Here is a 24,682-nt window from a genome sequence, read left to right as displayed (position 1 = left end):
AAAGGAAGAAGCGGCGGCAGGGGAACTGCCGCCGCTTCGTGACGCCCCCGCCTTAGAAGGCGACGTCGCCGGTGGAGACCGCCACGCTGACATTGGCGTTCTGCGATGCCGCGACCCCGGTATTCTGGTTCAGCGCCTGCATGCCGGCGAAGTTCTGGAAGGCACTGCCGTCATTGCTGATGCTGTTGTCCACCGCGGGCGTATCGCCGTCATAGCCACCGAAGGTGACGCTGACGCCGGTGACGTAGCTGGACAGCGTGGAGCTGGCGACCAGCGCGCCGTCGCCGAACACGTTCGAGGACGAGGCCGTCCCCGTACGGGTCGAATAGTCCAGCGAATTGGTCGAGTTGTCGTTGCCGCTGTCGGCGATCATCACCGAATTGTCGTTGGTGGAGTTGTCCGAATTGTCCGTCTGCGAGTTGTCGTTGCCGCTATCGGCGATGTCGACGGAATTGTCGGTGGTCGAGTTGTCGGAGTTGTCGGAGTTGTTCGAATTGTCATTGCCGCTGTCGGCAATGGCGACCGAATTGTCGGTGGTCGAATTGTCGTTGCCGCTGTCGGCGACGTTGGTCGAGTTGTCGGTCTGCGAATTGTCGTTGCCGGAGTCGGCGATGTTGGTCGAATTATCCGAGCTGTCGTTGCCCGAATCCGCGATATTGGTCGAGTTGTCCGAGCTGTCGTTGCCGGAGTCAGCGATGGCGACCGAATTGTCGCTGTTGTCGCTGTTGTCGGTCACCGTGCTGCCATTGTTGGCCGCGAAACGACCGCCCGACACCGAGCTGTTGTCCGAGCTGTCGCTGTTGCCGCTATCGGCGATGGCGACCGAATTGTCGGTGGTCGAGTTGTCGTTGCCCGAGTCGGCAATGTTGGTGGAGTTGTCCGAACTGTCGTTGCCGCTGTCGGCGACGTTGGTCGACGCATCGGTGGTCGAATTGTCGTTGCCGCTGTCGGCGATCGACACCGAATTGTCGGTGTTGCCGCTGTCGGCGACGTTGGTGGACGCATCCGTGGTCGAATTGTCGTTGCCGCTGTCCGCGATCGAAACCGAGTTGTCGGTGGTGGAACTGTCGTTGCCACTGTCCGCGACGTTGGTCGATGCATCCGTCGTCGAATTGTCGTTGCCGCTATCGGCAATCGACACGGAATTGTCGGTCGTGGAACTGTCGTTGCCACTGTCCGCGACGTTCGTCGAATTATCGGCGTTGCCGCTATCGGCGATCGAAACCGAGTTGTCGGTGGTGGAGCTGTCGTTGCCGCTGTCCGCGACGTTCGTCGAATTGTCGGCATTGCCGCTGTCGGCGATCGAGACCGAATTATCGGCATTGCCGCTGTCGGCGACGTTGGTCGAGGCATCGGTGGTCGAGTTGTCGTTGCCCGAGTCCGCGACGTTGCCCGAGTCCGCGACATTGGTCGAGTTGTCGGTTTGCGAGCTGTTGTTGCCGCTGTCGGCCACGTTCGTGGAATTGTCGGTCTGCGAGTTATCGTTGCCCGAGTCCGCGACGCTGGTCGAATTGTCGGAACTGTCGTTGCCGGAATCCGAGATCGTCTGCGTGGCTTCCGCCGTCGATTGATCGTTGAGGTTGTAATCGTAGGACGAGGAAGAAGAACCGTCCTGCGCCACGTTGCGACCGGCCTGTGCGTCGTTCTGGGTCGTAGGTTCGGTGGTCTGTGCATCGGCGACTGCCGCCGCGCCGACGAGCAGCGCCACCGCGGAGCACGAACGGAAGAGATGGATCTTCATGATCTGCATTCCTCTCTGACGAGATTCACATCGCATCCGTCCCCCCTGTTTCGCGGCGGATCACATGCGAAGTGGCGCCGACATTCGGCGCTGACCCAGATATTCACCTGTTGTTCATGTTATTCGCCCCCGGCTTGCGGTGTTTCCCCACCCCCGACCGGGGGGCGTGACAGCCCCCATTCGGGGGGAGCGATCGGCAGGTCACACATAATGGGTGCGGCACCCGGGCGCGGTGCGCACCGCGCTTTTGAGCATCAGCCAGACCAGTTCGGCCTGCCGGTTGGTATCCGTCTTCAGAAAGATCTGTTTCAGATAGGAGCGTGCGGTCTGTTCGCGGACATGCATCGCCGCAGCCGCCGCGTTCAGGCTGAGGCCGTCGGCCAGCAGACAGGTCAGCCGCGCCTCCACCGGCGACAGGCCGTACAGCTTGCAGGCGGGCTCGACGACGCGGCGCAGATCCTGTTCGGGATCGAAGACGTAGATCACCGCGCTTTCGCCGCCCTGCCCGGCCGGACCGGTCTCGCCAGACATGATCGCGGCGAGCAGCGGGCGGCGGCCTTCGCGGGTGAGCGCGACGACCGGGGCATCGCCGGGCCCCGCGGGTTCGCCGGCCCCCAGCACATGCTCGATCGCGGCCTGCAGGCGCAGGGTGTCCGCCAACCGCCGTCCGGCAACCAGGCCGCCGTTGCGACGCAGGCCGTCTCCGGCGGCGATCATCGCCTCTGCGGTGGCGTTGGCAAAGACGCATTGGCCATCGCGATCGACCAGCAGGATGCCGACATCGCTGGTGTTGACCGCCGCCGTCAGGCCGCGCAACCGGGTGAGCGCCCGCAGCCGCCCGGCCCATAGGCGCGAGACCGCCTGGACGATGGGCAGCCAGCGGGTGGCGGCGTCGCGCGCCGGGCTGCGCGCGGCGATGCCGATGCGGCGGAACAGCGAGGTGATGGTGACGGTGCCGCCATGCGCGGCGATGCTGGTGGTGAGCAGACCGCCGGTGGAGGCGTCCTCCAGCGCGCGCCACTGGCCGGGCATGGCGGGATCGATCCCGGTGGCGGCGCGCAGGGCACGGTCGGTTATCTCGTCACGGGTGTGACGCTCCTCGGCACAGGCGCCGCCTGCGAACAGCAGCACCGGCGCACGGTCGCGATCATGCCATGCGACCAGCACCCCGTCCGCGGCGATGGCCGTGGCCATCTCGCGCATGACCGCGGCGACCGGGGCCAGGCCGTCTTCGTCCTGCGCGGGCCCGATGGCCGCGCCGTCGGCGGCGAGGGGCAGAAGGGCGTGTCCCGGCACATGCCGGTCCCGCGCACGCCCGGCCGGCTGCACAATCGTCGCCATCGCCACCACCTCCTCCGCAGGCGACGTCCCTCCTCTCTCCCGCGCGCCCGAGCGGGCGCTGCCGGGGGGCGGATCGTCGCCCGAACCCGTCGCGGCGCAGCGCGGCGGGTCGATGGCTTATGGTGTGCCCGGTGGCAGGGGTCGGGGCAATTCGGCCGGAATGGCTACGCCCATGCTATCCGCAAGGGTGCGGGAACCTTCCGCCGGCGCGCGCAGCAGCGACCAGCCGGGGGGCAGATAGTCGAGCGCCATGTAATAATAGAGGATGCAGGTGCCGTCACCGCGGTAGCTGCCGCCCTTGACAATGCCGAAGGCGGTGGTGCCGAGGAAGACCGGGCCACCGCTGTCGCCGCTGCGGCAGGTGGGGCCGCGCACGGCGACCCAGGTGGGGGTGCAGCCGCCGCCGCACAGGTCGCCGGCAGGGGCGAAGTCGACGAGTTCGACCGTGGCGCAGCTATAGCCGGTGCGTTCGCCGCGGTGGCAGACGGTGTCGCCGGCGCGGGTGGCGTCCCGGGGGCGGGACGCGGTCACGGTTCGGGTCAGCGTCTTGGCGGTGTCCGAGAAGAAGCGGGCGGCGAGCGGCTGGGCGCTGACATGGACCTGTACGTCCTGATAGCCCCAGCCCCACTGGCCGGCAAATTCCAGCGGCGTTTCGCTGCGGTCCGGCTCGACATAGGACAGCACGTCGGGGCAGTGGGCGGCGGTGACCACCCCGCTGCGCGCGCCGTCGGTGACCACGAAACCGGTGGTGCAGGCGTAGCGGCGGCCATCGGCGGGATCGACGCCGACGAGGCGGGCGCCGCCCTCCGCCGACAGGTTCGCGGCGACATCGTCGAGGCGGGCGATGCGGACGGGCACGCCGGTCAACGCCGCCAGGCGCGCGCGCAGCTCGCCGGGGGCGTAGAAACCGGCATCCCCCTCGCCCACCATCACCACCAGCTCGCCGGTGCGCGGGTCGACGCCCATGGCCGGGGGGCGGGACAGCATGTTGCGGATCTGCGTCTGGTAAAGGGCGATCGCGGTGACCAGTTGCGCGCGGGTCGCGGCGGCGCCGGTCCGGTAATGAATGGGAATGGACAGGCCGCCGGCGCGCACGGTTTCGTCGGCGACCGGATCGGTGCCGGTCAGGAGGACGACGATGCGCCAGACGGGTTCATGCTCGATCGCGATGCCGGCCAGCCGGTCGGCGAAGCGGGCGCGGATCGCATCGGTGGCGGCGACGCTCTCCTCCTGCGCGGCGAGGCGCCGGACCGCGATGTCGAGGGATACGCCGTGCGCGGTGGCGTATTCGGCGGCGTCCTGCGCCAGCGCAGCCTCCGGCGCCTGTTGCGCGACCGCACCCGCCCCGATCATCATCAGCAGCAACGCTGCCACCCAGCTTCGTCTTCTCACACGGGCGATCTAGACGGACGCGGTGATATGCCGCCTGAACGGATCAGCGCTCCGGCGGCGCAAAGGCGTGGATGACGCGCATGTCATATTCGACGATGCCCGCCGCGACCCGCTCGATCATGCGCTGCGCGTGGCGCCACATGGTGGGCTGGCGCGGCTCGGCCGCATGGGGCACGGCGAGCAGGCGGCTGCCGCAGGAGCGCGCGAAGGAGGCCATCGCGTCCTCCCCCTCCCGCTCGGTCACCACCACCGAGGGGAAGGGCAAGGGCGCGGCGGGCGAGGCGAACAGCGTGTCGCGACCGTCCGCGCCGTCGGGCATGAACAGGAAGGCCCCCGCCACCCGGTCGACATATTGGCTGGGCGAAAGCCGGGCCCACCAGGCGGCGGCGGCACAGCTTGCCCCTTGCGCGACGAGCAGGACCGCGCGATCCGCCTGCGCCACCGCCTCGTCCAGCCGCGCCGCCCACAGATTGCGCTGCGCCGCGCTGGTGGCGGTGAAGGGCAGTTCGGCATCGCCCCGGACCGGCCAGGCGAGCAGCCGGTCCCAGGCGGGCGCACCCGCCTCACCGCCGCCGGGCAATGTGATGATCGAGAACGGATCCCTGGTGGTCAACGCCAATGCCATGTCGCGACTCCGCCTGCCTGGCCCCTCAAGGTAAGCGAATGCCCGGCCGCCGCAAGCGGCTTCAGCGCGCCATGGCGGCGGACTGGTCCACGGGCACGACCGGCAACCACACCCGGCTGGGTTTGGCCCCGCCCTGTTCGATCGTCACCGTCGCCGCCCGGTAATCCTCCTTCTTTGCCAGGAAGATATTGGGCACGAAGGTTTGCGGATTGCGATCATAGAGCGGGAATTGCGACGATTGCACCTGCACCATGATGCGGTGGCCGGGCCGGAAGACATGGTTCACCGTCGGCAGGCGGAAGCGATATTCCTGCACCTTGTTGGCCGGGATTGCGGAGGGCCGCGCGAAGCTGTCGCGGTAGCGGCCGCGGAAAATGTCCTGCGAGACGGCGAGCTGGTAACCGCCCATCGACGGTTGCGACGCATTCTCCTCGGGCAGCACGTCGATCACCTTGACCACGAAATCGCCGTCGGTGCCGGTGGTGCGCGCGAACAGATCGGCGATCGGGGCGCCGGACACGCGCACCGCCTGCGTCAGCACCGGCGTGGTATAGGTCAGCACATCGGGCCGCCCGTCCACGCCGCGCTGGTCGCTGACCAGCCAGTCGCCCCAGCGACCGTCATCGAAATTCACCGGTCGCGGCAGATGCGGCACCGGCTTCATCGGATCGGAGACATAGGAGGTGGACGACGCCGCCGGTTTCTCGAAACCGAGGCTACCCTCCCCGCCCAGATAGAGCGGGGTGAGCGGCGCCGCGCACCCCTTCTCGCATGCCAGCGGCCAGGTGGCGAACCGGTCCCAATGATTGTCGCCGGTATTGTAGATCGCGGCCTGCGGCAGATTGGCGGCAGGCCCGTCCTTCAGATACTGGTTGAACAGCGGCAGCACCATCTGTTCGCGGAATTGCGCCGCGGTATCGCCATTCCATTGGAACGGCCCCAGCGAGCGCCCCTCGCGGTTGATCTGGCTGTGCCGCCACGGTCCCATGACGAGGAAGTTGTTGCCCGTCTTGCCGGCCGCCTTCAGCGCCTCCCACGACATGATCGCGCCGTACATATCCTCCTGGTCCCACAGGCCCTGTTCCCAGATGGTGGGGACGTTGGACGGATTGGCGGCGATCAGCTTGTCGAGCGCCTGACCCTGCCAATAGGCGTCGTAGGACGGGTGGCTGACGAAGCGTTTCCAGAAGGGAAGCTGGTCATAGCCGGACTTTCTGGCCCAGTCGCCCGCCGAGCCGGCGAGGAAATTCTGGTAATCGTCATAGCCGCCGCTGGGCGGTGCCTTGCCCGCGCCCTTGTAGCCGGTCTGCGAGCCGATCCAGCCGATATTGGCGAGCCGGAACGCGCCGTGGTGGAACCAGTCATCGCCCATCCAGCCATCGATCATCGGGCTTTCGGGTGCGGCGACTTTCAGTGCAGGATGCGGGTTCAGCAGCGCCATGACGACGGTGAACCCTTCATAGGACGAGCCGATCATGCCGACGCGGCCGTTCGATTCCGGCAGGTTCGCCTTGTTCACCAGCCAGTCGATCGTGTCATAGGCGTCGGTGGTGTGATCGACCTTGGTCGGGTTGAGCGGGCCGATCGGCGGACGGGTGACGACATAGTCGCCCTCCGACCCGTATTTGCCGCGAATGTCCTGATAGACGCGGATATAGCCGTCCTTGACGAAGATCTCGTCGGCCAGGGGCAGCGCGTTCAGCATGCGCGGGCTGTCCATGCGGCTGGCGCGGCCGGCGGCGTTATAGGGCGTGCGGGTAAGCACGATCGGCGCGTTCGTCGCGCCCTTGGGGACGACGATGACGGTGTAGAGGCGCGTGCCGTCCCGCATCGGCACCATCACCTCGCGCTTGTCGTAATCATAGCCGATGCGCGGCGGGCTGAACTTCTGCGGGATGTCGCCCGTCGCCCCCTGCGCTACCGCCTGCCCGTCCTTCGGCGCGGGCGTCGCCTCCTGCTGGGCAAGGGTGGGCGACAGGGCGAAGAGTGCGGTGGCGGCGAACAGCAACGGCTTTATCATCGATGGCCTCGAAATAGGTGTCGGCGGCATCGTGGCGATACGCGCCGCCATGCGCAATGGGATAGTGTATCACGGGACGGTGGACAGCGTGGGTACAGCTAGCCCCGTCTAGCGTTTTCGCCCGGAACAAGGAGGATGTGCGATGCGAAGCCTGATCGGCATGACGGCGATGATGGCGGTGGGCGGGATCACGGGCGCCGCGGCCCCTGCCGCCGAGAAGACCGCCGATTACAGCTTCGACTATCGCTATCCTCAGGAGGCGGCGCGCATTCCGGCGCTGCGCGCCTGGCTGGAAGCGGACAAGGCGCGGTTGCGCACGCAGACCGCACACGACGCGGCGCAGGAGCGGGTCGAGGCGCGCGACGGCGGCTATCCGTTTCGGCCCTATGATACGCAAAAGACGTGGAAGCTGGTGACGGATACGCCGCGCTTCCTGAGCCTGTCGGGCGACGTGTACAGCTATACCGGCGGCGCGCACGGCACGCCGGGGTCGATGGGACTGTTGTGGGACAAGGCGGCGGGCAAGAGGATCGCGCCCAAGCTGGTCTTTTCCTCGTTGCCCGCGGCGCAAGGTGTGATCGGCCCGGCCTTTTGCGCGAAGCTGAAGGCGGAGCGGCGGCGACGGATCGGGGACGCGGCGGCGAGCGACGGCATGTTCGCCACCTGCCCGACGCTGAAGGATTTGACGGTGCTGCTGGGATCGTCCGGCGGCGGGCGGTTCAACCGGATCGGGCTGATCGCCGACCCTTATGTCGCGGGGGCCTATGCCGAGGGGGCCTATGAAGTGACGCTGCCGGTGACGCCGGCGCTGATCGGCGCGGTGAAGCCGGAATATCGCGGGGCGTTTGCGGTGGGGCAGTAGGTAGCAGGGAGTAGACGTCGTGGCTGGAAATTGCCTGTTCCTTCTCGGCTCCCGTTCCAATATCTTACCCCGGCACGTAAAGGATCTTGCGATGATCACGACGGCTTGGAAGCAGGGCAGCGGCAGCATCTGGCGCGCCGGCATGTGGAGCTTGTTTGGAGCGCTTCTGCTCGCGCCGTTGATCGCGATGCAGCTCACCCAGGAAGTTCGCTGGACCGGCTTCGACTTTGCAGCAGCGGCCGTTCTGATGGGCGCGCTAGGCGTCTTCGTGGAGGTGGCCTGCCGCGTAGTGACCCGGCCGCTCGCTCGTGCGGCAGTCTTGGCCGTGCTTCTGACAGCCTCGCTGCTGGTCTGGATCGACGGCGCAGTTGGGATTTTCCGATAGCGGACCGTGTGGGAAGCGCCGGCTTCGGCCGTTAGCGATTGGCATTGCCGCTCAGCAAAGCGGACGTTCCGCGTATCGCCCATGGGTGGACGTTCTTACACATGCTAAGCTCCCGCCTATGCTTGCTTGATCCGCGAATGACTACGCCCACGTTCCAGTATCAGCCACGATGCGGCCCGAAGAAGATCACCGCCGCACCAATCAGGCACAACGCCGCGCCCGCCAGGTCCCAGCCGTCAGGACGGACACCCTCGGCAAGCCATAGCCAGAGCAGCGCGGACGTAATGTAGATGCCGCCATAGGCCGCATAGGCCCGCCCCGCCTGTGCGGTATCGACCAGCGTCAGCAGCCACGCGAAGATCAGCAGCGATGCGGTGCCCGGGATCAGCCAGAGCGGCGACCGGCCCATGCGGGCCCAGGCCCAGAAGGCGAAGCAGCCGGCAATCTCCGCCAGCGCCGCGCCGATATAAAGGATCGCCGATTGCACCGGGCGATCCTAGCGCGGCATGGGCATGGTGCCGACGAAAAAAATCGGGCCGGTCCAAGGGGGAAGGACCGGCCCGAGGCTCGGGGAACCTAAGTAGAAAGGGTCGGCGTCAGAAGCGCGCGCGCAGACCCACCAGCACCTGACGGCCCGGATAATAGACGCTGTAGGCGGCATTATCGTAGCCGAAGGTGGTGCGGATCGGCTCGTTGGTAATGTTGAGCACGTCGAGCGTCAGGCGCACGCCATTGTCGAGGAAGGGCAATTGATAGCCAGCCGACAGGTCGAGTTGGCCGCGCGAGTCCGCGCGCAGCGGCAGCGGCAGGTTGTTCTGCGGCGCATTGGCCGCGATCACTCCGCCCTGCCAGACATAGTTCAGGCTGAGCGACAGGCCGTGATCCTCGTAATAGCCCTGCACGTTATATTGCCAGCGCGGCACGCCGGAGGCGACCAGCGTCTGCGGGCTGCCATTGACCAGCACCGGATCGGAATCCTGGGTGATGTGCGTTCCGTTCGCCTGGAAGCCGAGGCCCTTGATCGCGAAGTCGAGCGGCTGGTTCCAGGTGACTTCCACGCCCTTGATGATCAGGCTTTGCAGGTTGATCGGGCGGTTGACGGTGATCGGCACCGCCGCGATCGCCGCTGCGGTGGCACCCGCGCCGCCGGCCCGGTCGACCAAGGCCTGACGCTGCGTCGCCTGCAGCGAATCGAGCGGGATGTTGAGGTCGCCGAAGGCGGTCGGCTGCTGCACGGTGACGGTGAAGCCCTGGATGTTCTTTCGGAAGAGGGCGACGCCGATATAGCCGGCGCCGCCGGTGTAGAACTCGCCGCCGAGGTCGAGATTGTCCGAGGTGTAGGGCTGGAGTTGCGGATTGCCGGCGGTGGCGATCTGGGCGGAGGGGTCGGAGAAGGTGATGCCCGGCAGGATCGAGCCGGCGTCGGGGCGGGTCAGCGCCTTGGAGGCGGCGAAGCGCAGCTTCAGGTTGCGCGCGACGTCATAGGTGAGGTTCAGCGAGGGCAGCACCTCCTGATAGGAGGAATTGGCCGTGATATCGACGATGGTGCTGCCGATCTGGCTCGGGCCGACGACGCGCTGGTCGGTCCAGACATAGCGGAAGCCCGCATTGGCGCGCAGCTCGCGGCCGAAGATCTCCGACACGCCGTTCAGCTCGAAATAGCCGCCATAGACCTTCTCGAACACGTCGCCGGTGGCGCCGCCGGTCACCGACCCGCGCGCCTCGGGCGCGGTGTCGCGGAACTGGGCGTAGTTGGTCGCCTGCGCCAGGCGGGCGATGTCGGGGACGATGAAGCTGGTGACGCCGAAGCGGCCGCGCGACAGGTGGCCGAAATTGTCGACGCCGGTGCGGTTCAGATATTGCGGGATCGCGCTGGTCGGCACGGTGCCGGTGTTGCCGGTGCACGGATTGCCGCAGACCGACAGCTGATAGGCGTTGGTGTTGTCGAAGGCGCGGACGCTGCGCGCCGCCTCGTCATAGGCGGCGCCGATCTTCACGTTGAGCGTGTCGTCGCCATAATAGATGTCGAGATGCGCGCCCTTGGTCTCGGTCTCGCGGCGGACGTTCTGGACGTTCACGCGGTACCATTGCCAGCCGAGATTGGGATCGCCCAGGTCGCGGTTCGCCGAGATGATCGGCTGCGGGCTGTTTGTCGTGTTGTCATAGGTGACCTCGACCCCCGAATTGGGCGCGGTCTGGAAGGCGAAGGTCGGCTGTTCGCGGAAGAAGTTGCTCTTGCCCCAGTTGCCCGACAGATCGATCTTCAGCCGCTCGTTCGGGCGCCAGCTGATGCTGGGGTTCACGTTCCAGAATTCGGTATCCTGGTTGAAGATGCTGTTTTCGGAGAAGAAGGACGAGTTGGCGAAGGTGCCCGAGGTGACGACGTTGTTCTGGTCGACCTGGATGTCGAACGGGACCATGCCGCCGGTCGATTGCGGCGAGGTGCCGGGGCCGGAGTTGCGGACCTGCCAGTTCATGTTGGAGCGCAGATAGTCGCGGCGCGACTTGGCGTAGATGCCGTCGACCACCAGGTGCAGCGCGTCCGACGGGCGCCATTCGGCCGAGCCGACCGCCGAGATGCGCTCGCGCGTGCCGGTGGTCAGTACCGGGCGGCCGAGGCGGGGAATGATCGCCTTGGACAGCTGCGAAAGGGACAGGCCCGAGGTGGCGGCGAGATCGAGCGGCTGGCCGGTGGTGAAGCCGCGACCCAGGTTCGCAGGGGCAGTGCTGGCGAAGACGAAGCCGTTACTTTCCGGCGGCGAGGCGTTGCAGCCGGTGCCGCAGGGCAGGTTCGCGTCGGTGAAGCCCACCGTGTCGTAGCCGTCGATGCGCAGCTTCTGATGCACGCCGGCAACGCCGAGCAGGATGCCGAAGGTGTCGCCAAATGTGTGGCTGGCGACAAGCGCGCCGCGCGGGCCGATGCGGTCGTTGCTGTCGGTATAGGCGCCCTGGGCGACGACGGTGACGTGCGTGCCCGGATTGTCGAAGGCGCGGGCGTTGCGCAGATTGACGGTGCCGGCGATGCCGCCTTCCAGCATGGAGGCGACCGGGCTCTTGTTTACGTCGAGCCGGGTAAAGAGTTCGGACGGGAAGAAGTCGAGATCGACCTCGCGATTGCCGCCGCCGGTGCCGTTGGTGCCGCCATCGGACGCGACCGCGAATTGCGCGCCGTTGAGCAGCACCTTCGAGAAGCTGGGGCCGAGGCCGCGGATCGACACCTGCGTCCCCTCGCCGCTGATGTCGCGGTTCAGGCGGACGCCGGGGATGCGGTTCAGCGTTTCGGCGAGGTTGGTCGCCGGCAGCTTGCCGATATCCTCGGCAAAGATCGAGTCGCCGAAGGCGACGGCGTTGCGCTTGGCATTGGTCGCGCTCTGTAGCGAGCCGCGGATGCCGGTGATGACGATCTCCTCGGTCTCGCCCTGCCCGACCGACGGATCGGTGACCGAGTCGGTCTGCGCGGGTGCGGGATCCTGCGGCCCCTGCGTGGGAGCAGGCTGCGCCGTGATGCCGAGCGACGGATCGGGCGCGGTTTGCGCGGCGAGCGGCGCGGCGATGGCGAGGACGTTGAAGGCGGCGGCGCCGAGCAGCGCGACGCGGATGGCGGGACGACGGGCGATGGTCATCATTCTTCCCCTCCTTGATCAAAGGACCGGCCCCGCTTCATCTGGCTGGGTGCCGCGAACGCTTCTAATCTGATAGCGCTATCATCATCTGACCACGTTACATCGGATTGGTCAAGCCTATCTATGTGGTCATAAGGCCACTATCCGACACCAAATCGCCTATCGGTAGCGATAGAGGCGCACCCGCTGGATACCCCATGTCCCGGCGGGCAGGCGGATATGCCGCCCCTGGTGCGTCTGGTCGCCATTCAGCAGCCGGCCCGGCTTCCAGTTGCCGGCAGCATCGAACACGCCTTCATGCGCACGATCGATCCCGGCGAGCCCCGGTCCGTCGCCGATCGGCTTGAAGGTGACGGTGATCCCCTGCCCGGCGACCAGATATTCGTCCTCGCCGGTCTGGATGATGAGACCGCCATAGCCGGCGGTGTCCGGCGTCATCGTCGGCCGCTGGATATCGGCATAGGCGATGGTGAAGCGGTAGCCGCCGATGTCGCGCACCTGCGGCTCGTAATCCACCGTCTCGTCGTAGCGCTGGCGGGGCTTGAACCCGGCCATGCGGCCCGTCCCCTGCGCATCGAGGATCATCGGGCGAAGCTGGTCGAGCACCGCATAGGCATCCTTCAGCGCGCCGGGTGCTTCATCGATCGAGTCGATGGAAAACGGCCCGAAGCCGAGCGCATCATGTTCGCCGATCGCATAAAAGGCGTTGGCGGGAACGATCGGATTGTCGGCGTTGTGCGCCTCGGGGATGAACAGGGGATTGTCCGGCCGCTTGTAGCGATCGACGATCTGGGTGAAGTTCGGGAAGTAGATGTCGGGCGCCAGGAAATCGAGGCTGGGGGCGCCGGCCTTCCACACGTCGATCAGGTGGGGGAGCGGCCCGCCGCTGGGATATTCGCCGGGAATACGCCCCGGACGATTGAGCGCGACGTTGACGTACATCGGCATCGGATAGGCCGCCTTGCCGGCCGCGGCGAGACCATCGGCGAAGCGCGCATAATGCCAGGCGGCGAACACCTCCGCCGCGGCATCGCCGGGGCCGAACAGCTCCTCCCAGCTGCCAGCGGTTCTGGCGCCCCGCTCCGTCCACATCGCCTTCATCTCGGGGACCAGCGTGTCGCGGTGCGCGACGAGATAGTTGACCAGTTCGGGCGGCACCGGTTGCCGGAAGGCGGCGTTGGCGGCCGCGCTGTAATCGCGCGCGACGGGCAGCATGCCGATCTCGTTTTCGACCTGGAGCATCACCACCGTGTTGTCGCGGTCGTCCACCGCCTTCAGATGCGCCATCAGTGCGGCCAGCGCACGCTGGTCCGCGCGCAGCGTATCGGCGCCGAAGGTGGACAGGATTTCCACCCCCTGCCCGTTCGGCAGCTCCGCACGCGGGAAGCGGGCATGATCGCGCTTCACCCAGGACGGCACATAGGTGGACATGGAGTTCTTCCACGCCCCGAACCACAGGATGACGAGCTTCAGGTCGTTGGCGCGCGCCGCCTTCAGCATCGTATCGACCGAGGACCAGTCATAGCGCCCCTCGACCGGCTCGATCAGTTCCCACGAGACGGGCGCAAGAACGGTGTTGAGATGCATCGCGCGCAGCCGTGCCCAATGCGGCGCCATGTAATCGGCGCTGGAGGCGGCGGAGTTGGACAGCTCGCCCGCGATCATCAGCATCGGCTTGCCATTCACGACGAGCTGGGTCGCGTCCCCCTTCTTCACCAGCCGCGGCGGATCGGCGAGCGCAGGCGTGGCGAGGCCAAGCGCGGCGGTGGCGAGCAAGAGGGTGCGGATCATTGCGAAGCCTTCAGCAATGTTCGGATGGCGCCGTGCGCACCCGATCGTTCGAGGTTGGTCAGGTGTGCCGCGATCAGATCGTGAACCGCCGGCTCGACGCGTGTGCCGAGCAGCGCCAGCGTCGCGGTGACGGGATCGTCGCTGCGTGCCGCCACGGCCAGGCGGTCGGCGAGCGGATCATCGACGGTGAACGTCTCACCGGCATCGGTCCGCCCCGATTGCCAGCGTATCCAGGCGGCGACGCCGAGCGCCAGCGCATCCCCCTGTCCGGCCACCAGCGGCGCAAGCAGGCGCTGCGGCAGTTTCTGCGACCCGTCCATCGCGATCTGGCGGGTGCGATGCTGCAGCGCCGGGTTGGCGAAGCGTGCCACCAGCGCGGCGCGGTAGGCGGCAATGTCGAGGCCGGGCGGCGGGTTCAGCGTGGCGGCGGCCTGATCCCAGAGCCGCTCGACAAAGGCCCGGCCCTCTTCGCGCGCGACGAATTCGTGAACAAAGGCGTCGCCGATCAGCCCGCCGAGATAGGCGATGCTGGAATGGGCGCCGTTGAGCAGGCGCAGCTTGGCATCCTCCCAGGGCGCGACATCGGCGGTCAGCTGCACCCCGGTGAAGTCGGGGCGCGGACCGCAAAAGCAATCCTCAACCACCCATTGCAGAAAGGGCTCGGTCTTCACCATCGCCTGATCCTCGACGCCGAGGCGGGTGGCGAGCGCGGCGATGTCGTCGGGGGTGGTGGCGGGCACGATGCGATCGACCATCGATGCGGGGAAGGCGCCCTCCGCCGCGATCCAGTCGGCAAGACCGCCATCATGCGCGCGGGCCATTTCGAGCACGGCGGCGCGCAGCAGGGCACCGTTATGCGGCAGATTGTCGCAGGACAGCACAGTGAAAGGCGGCAGGCCGGCGGCGCGGCGAGCGGCAAGGCCGGCGACGAGGAAACCGGGGGCGGTGCGCGGCGCGGCGAGATCGGCCAGATCGTGCGCGATATCGGCGTCGTCGGCAAGCAGCGTGCCCTTCGCCCGGTCCAGCTTATAGCCCTTTTCGGTCACGGTGAGCGTGACCAGATGCGTGTCGGGACGGGCCAGCGCCGCGACGACGGCGGCGGGGTCCTCCGGCGCGACCAACACCTCCAGCACCGCGCCCATGACCTGCGCGCGCTCCCCCGCCCCGTCGCGGACGAGAAGCGTGTAGAGCCCGTCCTGGGGCGCCATCTGGTCGCGGACGGCGGCCGAGCGGAGCGATACGCCGGTGATGCCCCAACGCAGATCGCCCGATGCCAGTGCGGCCTCGAAGATCGCGGCCTGATGCGCGCGGTGAAAGGCGCCGATCCCCAGATGCACGACGCCGCGGCGGACGGCGGCACGGTCATAGGCGGGACGGGCAATGTCGGCGGGCAGATGCGCCAGCGCGGCGTCGGAAAGTCTCAAGCCTTGGCCTCCGTGATGATGCGGACATTCTGATAGCGCGGATTGAGCAGGTGGAAGACCAGCAATGCGAGCAGATAGGCCAGGCCGCAGGCGATAAAGAAGGGTTGGTAGCTGCCCACCCGGTCGAGCAGCAGGCCGAGCGACTTGGACGCGATGAAGCCGCCCACCGCGCCGGCAAAGCCGCCAAGGCCGATCAGCGTCCCTTGCGCGAAGCGCGGGAACTGGTCGCCGGGCAGCGCGAACAGGTTGGTGGAGAAGCCCTGATGCGCGGCGCACGCCAGCCCGATCAGCGTTACCGCGATCCAGATGTTCGACGCCTGCGCCGCGAACATGACCGGTACCGCGAACAGCGCGCAGGCGAACATCGCCCGCTTGCGTGCGGTGCCGGCAAAGACGCCCCGCTTCAACAGGTGCGACGAATACCAGCCCCCCGCGATCGCGCCGAAATCGGCCAGGATGTAGATGGCGACGAGCGGCGGGCCGAAGCTCTTCAGGTCATAGCCGTAGCGGGTGTTGAAGAAGTCCGGCAGCCAGAACAGGAAGGTCCACCAGACCGGATCGATCAGGAAGCGCCCGGCCATATAGGCCCATGCCGCGCGGTGGCGCAGCACCGTCAGGAAGCCGGCACGGCCGCTGGTGTCGGCCGGCTCCGCCTCGATCCAGCGGCGCTCCTCGGGCGTGATCGCCGCATGCTCGTGCGGCGCGCGGTAGAAGCGCCACCAGACGAACAGCCAGACGAGGTTGAAGCTGCCGGTGATCAGGAACGCCCAGCGCCAGTCGAACAGCAACCCGGCGACGATGAACGACACGAGCAGCGGGGTGATGATCGCCCCGACATTGGCGCCGGCATTGAAGATGCCGATGGCGAGCGCGCGTTCCTTTTGCGGAAACCACTGCGACGCGGCGGCGAGCGCGGATGGATAAGTGCCCGCCTCGCCGAATGCGAGCGGGATGCGCGCGATGACGAAGCCGGTGGTGGAGGTGACCAGGATCTGCGCGAAATGGCCGAGCGTCCAGCTTCCCATCGCCAGCAGATAGCCCAGGCGCGGACCGATGCGGTCGATCGCCCAGCCGAACAGCAGAAAGCCGATGCCGTAGAAGACCTGGAAATAACCGGTGATGTCGCCGTAGCCGGTGTTGGTCCAGCCGTAGAGCGCGGTCAGTTGCGGCTTCAGCACGCCCAGCACGAGCCGGTCGATATAGCTCAGGACCACGGCGGCGAAGAGCAGCGCGCAGATCGCCCAGCGGATGCGGCCGCGCGGACGGGGAACGGCGTGCGCGGCGGTTTCCGGTGCTTCGGCGGCGGTTTCGGTGAAGTTGCTCATACGTCGGCCCTCTCCCCTCCGGGGAGAGGGAGGGGCCCCGCGGCATAGCCGTGGGGAGGGTGAGGGGTTGCCAAGCAGTGCCCCGCCCGCGGCAGCCCCTCACCCTTCCCACTGCCTGACGGCAGCGCGCCCCTTCCAGCATCAGGTCGCCCATGCCGCCGACGCTGGCTGAACAGCGCGGAGCGCTGTTCACCGGATGCTCCAAGAGTGGGAGAGGGCGTGACGTGGCTCACCAGCTCCATAGCGTGCCGTCCTCCAGTCGGTTTACGGGCAGGAAGGCGCGCTTGTATTCGTACGTCGCCGCCAGATCCTCGTCGATGTCCACGCCCAGCCCCGGCGCGTCGCCCGGATGCATCATGCCGTCTGCGAAGCGGTAGCCATGGGGAAAGACCGCATCGGTCTCGGCGGTGTGGGGCATGTGTTCCTGAATACCGAAATTGGGCACCGACAGGCCGAAATGCAGCGCGGCGGCCATCGTCACCGGCGACAGGTCGGTGGCGCCGTGGCAGCCGGTGCGGACCTGATACAGCTCGGCCAACGCGGCGATGCGGCGCAAGTGCGTGATCCCGCCGGCATGGACGATGGTGGCACGGATATAATCGATCGACTGCGTCTCGATCAGCGTCTTGCAGTCCCAGATCGAATTGAAGACCTCGCCCACCGCGAGCGGCGCGGTGGTGTGCTGGCGGATCAGGCGGAACGCGTCCTGGTTCTCCGCCGGCGTCGCATCCTCCAGCCAGAAGGGGCGATAGGGCTCCAGATCGCGGCCCAGCCGCCCCGCCTCGATCGGGGTAAGGCGGTGATGGATGTCGTGCAGCAGATGGATGTCCCAGCCCAGCGCCTCGCGGGCGGCGGCGAACAGTTGCGGCACGATGCGCATATATTTCTCGGTCGACCACACCGCCTCGGTCGGCAGGTCGCCATCGGCCGGCTCGTAGCGCTGGCCCGCCTTGGCGACGCCGTAGGTGGAGGCAAGGCCCGGCACGCCGCATTGCAGGCGGATCGCCCGGTATCCCCGGTCGCGGTGGCGGATCGCCTCGGCGATGGTGTCCTCGATGCTGGTGCCGTTGGCATGGGCATAGACCATGCAGCCGTCGCGCACCGCGCCCCCGAGAAGCTGGTAGACGGGCAGGCCCGCAACCTTGCCCTTGATGTCCCACAGCGCCATGTCGACCGCGGCGATCGCGGTCATCGTCACCGGGCCGCGGCGCCAATAGGCGCCCTTGTAGAGATATTGCCAGATATCCTCGATCCGGTGGGCGTCGCGGCCGATCAGGCAGGGGATGACATGGTCGGTCAGGTAGCTGGCGACGGACAGTTCGCGGCCGTTCAGCGTCGCGTCGCCGAGGCCGGTGGTGCCGTCGTCGCATTCGATGCGGAGCGTGACGAAATTGCGGCCCGGACAGGTGACGATGACGCGGGCGGAGACGATCTTCGGCATCGTGGTCCTTCAGGCGATGTCTAGGGTAACGGACTGGAGATCGCGGCTGTTGGCGCCGGTCATGATGTGGAACTGGCCGGGTTCGACCACCTCCTCCATGTCGAGGTTCCACAGCGCGAAGGCGTCGGGGCCGAGGGTGAAGCGCACGGTGCGCCGCTCGCCGGGCTTGAGCGAGACGCGCTGGAAACCCTTCAGCGCCTTGATCGGCTGGGTGACGCTGGCGACCAGATCATGGACGTAGAGCTGGACGACCTCGTCCCCCGCCCGCGTGCCGGTGTTGGTCACGTCCACCTCGACCTCGACGCTGGCCGCGACACCGATGCGGGTGGCGGACAGGCGCGGCGGGGAAAGCCGAAAGGTCGTGTAGCTGAGGCCGAAGCCGAACGGGAACAGCGGATCGGTGGTGTCGAACAGATAGCCGCGCCGCGCCGATGGCTTTGCGTCGTAGAAGACCGGCAACTGCCCGACATGGCGCGCGACGGTGACGGGCAGCTTGGCGCCCGGATTGACGTCGCCGAACAGCGCGGCGGCCATCGCATGGCCCCCCTCCTGCCCCATATACCAGCATTCCAGCACGGCATTGGCGCCCCCCGTCACGGTCGGCCACGACGGCGGACGACCGTTGATCGCGAGCACCACGACGGGCTTTCCGGTCGCCTTGAGCGCGAGAAACAGCGCGTTCTGTTCGCCGAGCAGGTCGAGGTCGGTGCGGTCGCCGAGATGGTTCTTCGCATAGCCCTCGCGGCTGGTCTGTTCGGTGTCGCCGATGGCGAGCAGGACGATATCGGCGGTGTTCGCCACCGCCACCGCCTCGGCGATAAGCTGGCGGTTCTTCGCGGGATCGGCGAGCAGCACCTCGTTGGCGGAGCGATCCTCGCTCTGCGTGATGAAGACGCCCTGCGCATGGACGACCTCGGCACGGCCGGCGAGACGCTGGCGGACGCCGTCGAGCAGCGAAACCGGCGATTTCGGGATGGACGAATAGCCGCCCAGCCGTGCGACCGCGGCATTGGGGCCGATCACCGCCACGCGCCTGTGCCCGCCCGGCGTCAGCGGCAGGGTGCCGTCGTTGACGAGCAGCGCGATCGACTTTTCCGCGGCCTCGCGGGCAAGCGCCCTCGCCTCGTCATTCGCGGTCAGGCGGGCGGCGGCGCGGGGATCGACGGTGGCACCCTCGAACAGCCCGGCGCGGAACTTCAGCGTCAGCATGCGGCGGCATGCGGCATCGACCGCGGCGAGCGAAACCTTGCCGGCGCGCACCTGATCGGCAAGCGAGCGGAAGGCCTGCCCGTCGGGCAGGTCGCTATCGACGCCGGCGGCGAGCGCCAGGCGGGCGGCACCGTCCATGTCGGCGGCGACGTGGTGGAAGCTGGCGAGTTCGGGGATGGCGGCATAATCGCTGACGATCGCGCCGTCGAAGCCCCATTCGCCGCGCAACACCTGCGTCAGCAGCCAGCGGTTCGCGTGGCTGGGGACGCCGTCGATCTCGTTATAGGAGGGCATGACCGCGCCGATGCCGGTCCGCTTCACCACCTTGCGGAAAGGCGGAAAGAAGCGTTCGCGAAGCTCCCGCTCGGCGATCGGGGCGGGCGCGACATTCTCGCCGCTTTCCGGCTGGCCGTGGCCGGTCATGTGCTTGAGCGTAGCGAAGACCTTGCCCGGTGCCAGCGTCCTGCCCGGCCCCTGCAGGCCCATAACCGCGGCCACGCCCATCTCGCCACACAGATAGGCGTCCTCGCCGAACGTCTCCTCGATCCGGCCCCAGCGCGGGTCGCGGGCGATATCGACGACGGGCGACAGGGCCAGCACGGTGCCGTGCGCCCGCACCTCGCGCGCGATCACCGCATTGACGCGCTCGACCAGATCACGGTCAAAGCTGCCAGCGAGTGCGATCGCCTGCGGAAAGCTAGTCGCCTCGGGCGCCATGTAGCCGTGCAGCGCTTCCTCATGGAACAGGATCGGGATGCCGAGGCGGCTGCGCTCCACTGCCCAGCCTTGCGCCGCGTTGACGAAGGCGATCGTGTCGGCCGGTGCGCGCCAGCGGCCGGTGACGTCGGTGCCGGTGTTGTTGGCGGTCGCCGCACCGCCCCGGTCGGACGGCCGCGCGATCTGGCCGATGCCGTGGGGATAGGCGGCGTCCGCCCTGCCCGGATCGAAGGCGCGCGCCTCGTTCATCACGTCACGCTTCGAGGTGGAAAGGGTGATGAGTTGCGCCACCTTCTCGTCCAGTGTCATCCGGCCCATCAGGTCGCGGACGCGCAGGTCCACGGGCGCGCGTGCATCCTTGTAGAGCGGCGTGGCCGGGCGGGCGGCGGCAGGCAGGAAGGCGAGCGCGGAGGCCGACACCGACCAGCGCAGCAGATCGCGGCGGCTTGCCATCATTGCACGGCCCCGACAGGGTGGAACGACGTGGCAGATTGCATCCTGACCTCTCCTGAAATTGGTCAGACGCCACATTCTTCTTGATGCGGTCGCTGATAGCGTTACCAATGACCTAGCCGACGGGGACTTGTCAATTACCCGCGGGATCGCCCGGTAAAATGGGGAAAGGTGAGGATGGCCATGATGCGATGGAAAGCCCTGATTTCTGCGGCTCTGGCGAGCGCGTCCCTGCCTGCGGTCGCCATGGCCGAGGATGGATATGCGCTCTGGATGCGCTATCAGCCGCAAGCGGCCATACCGGGCGAAGTGGTCAGGCAACCGGTATCGATCGTCGTCCCGAACGCTACGCCCACCCTGACCCGCGCGGCGGAGGAATTACGACGCGGGCTGTCCGGCTATGCCGCCGGGCCGGTGGCGACGGCGCCGGCCGTGCGCGCCGGATCGGTGATGCTGGCGGTCGCCGGCGACCCGGCGGTGGCGAGCCTGCACCTCCCGACACGGTCGCTGACGGACGAAGGCTATCTGGTGCGATCGGTCACGATCGGCGGGGCGCCGGTGACGCTGGTGACGGGCAATAGCGACCGGGGCGTACTCTACGGCGCCTTTGCGCTGCTCCGCCATCTGGGCACCGGCGGCACGCTGGCCAAGGTCGACCTGACCTCCACCCCCAAGGTGAAGCTGCGCGTGCTGAACCATTGGGACAATCTGGATGGCTCGGTGGAGCGTGGCTATGCCGGCCAGTCCATCTGGGACTGGTGGAACCTGCCCGACCTGAAGGACCCGCGCTACACCGACTATGCCCGCGCCAACGCGTCGATCGGGATCAACGGCACCGTCCTGAACAACGTCAACGCCAAGGCGGACAGCCTGACCGCGCCCTATATCGCCAAGGCGGCGGCGCTGGCGGACATATTCCGTCCCTGGGGGATCAAGGTCTACCTTTCGGCCCGCTTCTCCGCCCCGATCGAGATCGGCGGGCTGAAGACCGCCGACCCGCTCGACCCGCAGGTCGCGGCATGGTGGAAGGCGAAGGCGGACGAGATCTACCGCGCCATTCCCGATTTCGGCGGCTTTCTGGTCAAGGCCAATAGCGAGGGCCAGCCGGGCCCGCGCGATTACCATCGCAGCCATGCCGACGGCGCGAACATGCTGGCCGCCGCGGTCGCCCCGCACAAGGGCATCGTGATGTGGCGCGCCTTCGTCTATGCCGACACCGATCCCGACGACCGGGCGAAACAGGCCTATACCGAGTTCAAGCCGCTGGACGGCACGTTCGCGGACAATGTGCTGGTGCAGGTGAAGAACGGCGCGATCGACTTCCAGCCGCGCGAACCCTTCCACCCGCTGTTCGGCGCGATGCCGAAGACGCCGCTGGTGATGGAATTCCAGATCACCAAGGAATATCTCGGCTTCGCCTCCCACCTCGCCTATCTCGGGCCGTTGTTCCAGGAGGTGCTGGACGCGCCCACCGGTGTGAAGCGCGGTCAGACGGTGGCCGATGTCGTCGACGGATCGGCGGAAGGGCACCGGCTGACGGGCATGGCGGGGGTCGCCAATATCGGGCGCGACCGCGACTGGACGGGATCGCCGTTCAACCAGGCCAACTGGTATGTCTTCGGCCGCATGGCGTGGGACCCGGAGGCGGATGCCGACACGATCGCGCGCGAATGGGCGGCGCAGACCTTCACGCCCGATCCGGCGGTGGTCGATCCCGTGGTCGCGATGATGATGGGATCGCGCGAGGCGGTGGTGGATTACATGACGCCGCTGGGCCTGGCCCATCTGATGGCGACGGGGCACCATTACGGGCCGGGGCCGTGGGTGTCGGACCTTGCCCGGCCGGAATGGAACCCGGCTTACTATCACCGGGCGGACAAGCAGGGCATCGGCTTCGACCGGACCAGAAGCGGCAGCAACGCGGTCGCGCAATATGCGCCGCCGGTGGCCAAGCGCTTCGCCGATGTCGGCACCGTGCCGGAGCGCGACCTGTTGTGGTTCCACCATGTCGGCTGGGACCGGCGCATGGCATCGGGCCGGACCTTGTGGGAGGAGATGGTGCGGCATTACGATGCCGGCGTCGGCTATGTCGCGGGGATGCGGCAACAATGGGATGCGCTGCGCCCGCGGATCGATGCCGAGCGGTGGGAGAAGACTGCAACGCTGCTGGCGATACAGGAGCGGGAAGCCCGATGGTGGCGCGATGCCAGCCTTGCCTATTGGATGTCGGTGAACGGCCGCGCGTTGCCGGCCGGCGTCAGGGCGCCCGAGCATGATCTGGCCTGGTACAAGGCACAGAACTTTCCGCGGGCGCCGGGGCATACGGGGTAGTTTTTGATCACGCGAAGACGCGAAGCCGCGAAGAGGAAGAAAGAACGGGTTCACGCGGAGGCGCGGAGGCGCGGAGATTGCGTTGGTAGCCCCGTCTTGCGTCAGCGAGACCTTCCACATGCCTGCTCGCCATTGCATGAGCCGCCGCTGGCAGCTCGGGGCATGAACCGCGGGCGGAACATCCTCCGCGTCTCCGCGCCTCCGCGCGAACCACCTTCTTCCTTCTTCGCGGCTTCGCGTCTTCGCGTGAAAACCTAAGGCCCCTCGCCCCCACCCACTGCGCATGGGACAGCCGCCGCGCGAAGTCCCAAACCTGCTGGCGCCGGGGCATACGGCGTGATTTGATCACGCGAAGCCGCGAAGAGGAAAGAAGAACGGGTTCACGCGGAGACGCGGAGACGCGGAGATTGCGCCGGCGGCCCCCGTTTCGCGTCAGCGAGACCTTCCATAACCCTGCTCGCCATCGCATGAGCCGCCGCTGGCGGCTCGGGGCATGAACCGCGGGCGGAACATCCTCCGCGTCTCCGCGCCTCCGCGCGAACCACCTTCTTCCTTCTTCGCGTCTTCGCGTCTTCGCGTCTTCGCGTCTTCGCGTGAAAACCTAAAGCCCCTCGCCCCCCACCCACTGCGCATGGGACAGCCGCCGTGCGAGGTCCCAGACCTGTTGGCGCAGATCGGGAACCGCAACCGCCTCCCACAACCCACCCCGCGTCATCGGGCCGATGCAGTAAAGCCGGTCCTGCGCCTCACCGCCGGCATCGATCGCGCGCGACTGGCGATCGACCTCCAGACCCAGGCGCAAGGGGTCGGGACGAATCGCGCCCTCAACCAGCAGATGACGGATCAGCGGCTCGTCCGAGCGCAGCAGGTCGCCCTGCGGCCCGGTACAGTTGACGAGGCGCGCGGCGGGCGTGCGCTCCACCCAGTCCGTCCCGCGCGGGCGCCAGTGCAGCGTCAGGCCGGACGGCGCGGCCTCGGTCGCGACCGACTTGCCCGCAACGAACCGCAAGCGCCCACTGTCCACGAGCGCGTCGATCCGGTCGGCCACCTGCGGCGCGAGGCGGTGGCGATGGACGTCCCAATAAGGGCGCAGGTGGCGGAGGAAGCGGCGACGATCGGCATCGTCGGTCGCGCCCCACAGCATCTGCGTCACCGGGCGCAGCTCGTCCACCGCACCGCGCCAGCCGATCTCGCCCGCGCGCGCGCGGACGGTGGCGACCAGCGCGGAGGGACGCCCCTGCGGCCGGTCGCGCAGGCCGGGGACATGGGCGCCCTCGGCATGGCGGCGCGGGGCAAGGCCGCGGCGGGACAGCGCTAGGATCTCGCCGCGAAACCCCCGCGCATCGAGCAGAAGCGCGGCATCGATCGCGGTCAGGCCGGTGCCGACCAGAATGACGCGGTCGTCGTCCGCCAGCCCTTGCGCGATGTCCGCGCTCCACGGATCGGGGCAATAGCCGGGGACCGCCGGGTCGATGCCGGGCGGGGTGTGCGGCGGCAGGTTGCCCAGCGCCAGCACCGCGACGTCGGCGGCGATCCTCGTACCATCGGCCATGGCCAGCGTGACGCCGGAGCCGGGGCGGTCGATCGCGCAGACCTCGCCCGTCACCAGTCGCAGCCGCCCGCCCGCCTGTGCGGTGGCGGCATCCAGCATGGCGCGCAGATAGGCGCCGTAGATGCGCCTGGGCACGAAGCTGTGGCGATCCCCCTTGCCTTCGCGCGCCAGCCATTCGACGAAATGGCCGGATTCGTCGGGCAAGGCGCTCATCCGCTCGGCGCGGACGTTGAGCAGGTGATCGGGATGCGCCGCGCTATAGGCGACGCCGCGCGCCAGTTGCTCGGGCCGCCGTTCGACCAGGGTCACGCGCGGCCCCTGATGCCGGAGCAGGTTGATCGCGAGCAGGGTGCCCGAAAAACCGGCGCCGACGATCACGACATGATCGGCATCGGCGGCGAGAAGCAGGTCGGATTGGGCCATCGTCGCACAGACTAGGCGATGGCCCCC

16 protein-coding genes are annotated in these 24,682 nt (G+C 67.7%); 3 read left to right on the top strand and 13 right to left on the bottom strand.

The genetic code is table 11. The features are described 5' to 3' along the window. Positions 1-52: 52 nt before the first annotated feature. The 5 genes from GQR91_RS11395 to GQR91_RS11375 all read right to left on the bottom strand — a co-directional run bounded on the left by GQR91_RS11395 (position 53) and on the right by GQR91_RS11375 (position 7,119). Positions 53-1,741 carry a YadA family autotransporter adhesin gene (locus GQR91_RS11395; protein WP_149681672.1) on the bottom strand — a complete coding sequence of 563 codons (1,689 nt, stop codon included), beginning with the start codon at positions 1,739-1,741 and terminating at the stop codon, positions 53-55. Between the two features lie 201 nt (positions 1,742-1,942). Then, complete coding sequence (locus GQR91_RS11390; RefSeq protein WP_149681673.1) at positions 1,943-3,082, bottom strand: helix-turn-helix transcriptional regulator; 1,140 nt, start codon at positions 3,080-3,082, stop codon at positions 1,943-1,945. Positions 3,083-3,199: 117 nt separating this feature from the next. Next, a complete protein-coding gene (locus GQR91_RS11385; RefSeq protein WP_175580845.1) occupies positions 3,200-4,456 on the bottom strand; it encodes a chymotrypsin family serine protease in 1,257 nt (418 codons plus the stop codon). Positions 4,457-4,517: 61 nt separating this feature from the next. Then, positions 4,518-5,087, bottom strand: coding sequence for an alpha/beta hydrolase (locus tag GQR91_RS11380; protein WP_164727749.1), 570 nt, complete (start codon positions 5,085-5,087; stop codon positions 4,518-4,520). A gap of 73 nt (positions 5,088-5,160) precedes the next feature. Next, positions 5,161-7,119 (bottom strand): CocE/NonD family hydrolase, encoded by a 1,959-nt coding sequence (locus GQR91_RS11375; RefSeq protein WP_149681674.1) that lies wholly within the window; start codon positions 7,117-7,119, stop codon positions 5,161-5,163. A gap of 142 nt (positions 7,120-7,261) precedes the next feature. On the opposite strand from GQR91_RS11375, the gene GQR91_RS11370 reads away from it, so the two are divergent. Both GQR91_RS11370 and GQR91_RS11365 read left to right on the top strand, forming a co-directional pair. After that, complete coding sequence (locus tag GQR91_RS11370) at positions 7,262-7,981, top strand: DUF4163 domain-containing protein (RefSeq protein ID WP_149681675.1); 720 nt, start codon at positions 7,262-7,264, stop codon at positions 7,979-7,981. Between the two features lie 91 nt (positions 7,982-8,072). Then, on the top strand, positions 8,073-8,366 hold the full coding sequence (locus GQR91_RS11365; RefSeq protein WP_235903911.1) for a hypothetical protein: 294 nt from the start codon (positions 8,073-8,075) through the stop codon (positions 8,364-8,366). 160 nt (positions 8,367-8,526) lie between these two features. On the opposite strand, the gene GQR91_RS11360 is transcribed toward GQR91_RS11365, so the two are convergent. From GQR91_RS11360 to GQR91_RS11330, 7 genes are all read right to left on the bottom strand, one after another. After that, complete coding sequence (locus GQR91_RS11360; RefSeq protein ID WP_149681676.1) at positions 8,527-8,853, bottom strand: YnfA family protein; 327 nt, start codon at positions 8,851-8,853, stop codon at positions 8,527-8,529. A 109-nt stretch (positions 8,854-8,962) separates the two neighbouring features. Then, positions 8,963-11,989, bottom strand: coding sequence for a TonB-dependent receptor (locus tag GQR91_RS11355; RefSeq protein WP_149681986.1), 3,027 nt, complete (start codon positions 11,987-11,989; stop codon positions 8,963-8,965). A gap of 159 nt (positions 11,990-12,148) precedes the next feature. After that, positions 12,149-13,780, bottom strand: coding sequence for a GH35 family beta-galactosidase (locus GQR91_RS11350; RefSeq protein WP_149681677.1), 1,632 nt, complete (start codon positions 13,778-13,780; stop codon positions 12,149-12,151). After that, positions 13,777-15,204, bottom strand: coding sequence for a mannitol dehydrogenase family protein (locus tag GQR91_RS11345; RefSeq protein WP_149681678.1), 1,428 nt, complete (start codon positions 15,202-15,204; stop codon positions 13,777-13,779). Before GQR91_RS11345 ends, GQR91_RS11350 begins: the two co-directional genes overlap by 4 nt. Further along, positions 15,201-16,529, bottom strand: a complete 1,329-nt coding sequence (locus tag GQR91_RS11340; protein WP_112382499.1) for an MFS transporter — start codon at positions 16,527-16,529, stop codon at positions 15,201-15,203. Before GQR91_RS11340 ends, GQR91_RS11345 begins: the two co-directional genes overlap by 4 nt. A gap of 229 nt (positions 16,530-16,758) precedes the next feature. Next, positions 16,759-17,970 (bottom strand): D-mannonate dehydratase ManD, encoded by a 1,212-nt coding sequence (manD, locus tag GQR91_RS11335; protein WP_149681679.1) that lies wholly within the window; start codon positions 17,968-17,970, stop codon positions 16,759-16,761. A gap of 9 nt (positions 17,971-17,979) precedes the next feature. After that, a complete protein-coding gene (locus GQR91_RS11330) occupies positions 17,980-20,349 on the bottom strand; it encodes a glycoside hydrolase family 3 N-terminal domain-containing protein (protein ID WP_149681987.1) in 2,370 nt (789 codons plus the stop codon). Positions 20,350-20,532: 183 nt separating this feature from the next. On the opposite strand from GQR91_RS11330, the gene GQR91_RS11325 reads away from it, so the two are divergent. Further along, complete coding sequence (locus tag GQR91_RS11325) at positions 20,533-22,680, top strand: alpha-glucuronidase family glycosyl hydrolase (RefSeq protein WP_149681680.1); 2,148 nt, start codon at positions 20,533-20,535, stop codon at positions 22,678-22,680. Positions 22,681-23,281: 601 nt separating this feature from the next. Here the strand turns inward: GQR91_RS11325 and GQR91_RS11320 are convergent. Continuing rightward, positions 23,282-24,655: an FAD/NAD(P)-binding protein gene (locus GQR91_RS11320; RefSeq protein WP_149681681.1), complete on the bottom strand. Its 1,374-nt coding sequence runs from the start codon at positions 24,653-24,655 to the stop codon at positions 23,282-23,284. Positions 24,656-24,682: the final 27 nt, after the last annotated feature.

The organism is Sphingomonas carotinifaciens, assembly GCF_009789535.1.
In the GTDB taxonomy this organism is placed as follows: Bacteria; Pseudomonadota; Alphaproteobacteria; order Sphingomonadales; family Sphingomonadaceae; genus Sphingomonas; species Sphingomonas carotinifaciens.
This window is presented reverse-complemented; position numbering and strand designations above follow the sequence as displayed.

Coding starts and splice junctions, on each gene's coding strand:
- GQR91_RS11320 (WP_149681681.1), bottom strand. CDS start 24,655: ATGGCCCAATCCGACCTGCTTCTCGCCGCCGATGCCGATCATGTCGTG.
- GQR91_RS11365 (WP_235903911.1), top strand. CDS start 8,073: ATGATCACGACGGCTTGGAAGCAGGGCAGCGGCAGCATCTGGCGCGCC.
- GQR91_RS11350 (WP_149681677.1), bottom strand. CDS start 13,780: ATGATCCGCACCCTCTTGCTCGCCACCGCCGCGCTTGGCCTCGCCACG.
- GQR91_RS11370 (WP_149681675.1), top strand. CDS start 7,262: ATGCGAAGCCTGATCGGCATGACGGCGATGATGGCGGTGGGCGGGATC.
- GQR91_RS11375 (WP_149681674.1), bottom strand. CDS start 7,119: ATGATAAAGCCGTTGCTGTTCGCCGCCACCGCACTCTTCGCCCTGTCG.
- GQR91_RS11325 (WP_149681680.1), top strand. CDS start 20,533: ATGATGCGATGGAAAGCCCTGATTTCTGCGGCTCTGGCGAGCGCGTCC.
- GQR91_RS11390 (WP_149681673.1), bottom strand. CDS start 3,082: ATGGCGACGATTGTGCAGCCGGCCGGGCGTGCGCGGGACCGGCATGTG.
- GQR91_RS11355 (WP_149681986.1), bottom strand. CDS start 11,989: ATGACCATCGCCCGTCGTCCCGCCATCCGCGTCGCGCTGCTCGGCGCC.
- manD (WP_149681679.1), bottom strand. CDS start 17,970: ATGCCGAAGATCGTCTCCGCCCGCGTCATCGTCACCTGTCCGGGCCGC.
- GQR91_RS11395 (WP_149681672.1), bottom strand. CDS start 1,741: ATGAAGATCCATCTCTTCCGTTCGTGCTCCGCGGTGGCGCTGCTCGTC.
- GQR91_RS11340 (WP_112382499.1), bottom strand. CDS start 16,529: ATGAGCAACTTCACCGAAACCGCCGCCGAAGCACCGGAAACCGCCGCG.
- GQR91_RS11330 (WP_149681987.1), bottom strand. CDS start 20,349: ATGGCAAGCCGCCGCGATCTGCTGCGCTGGTCGGTGTCGGCCTCCGCG.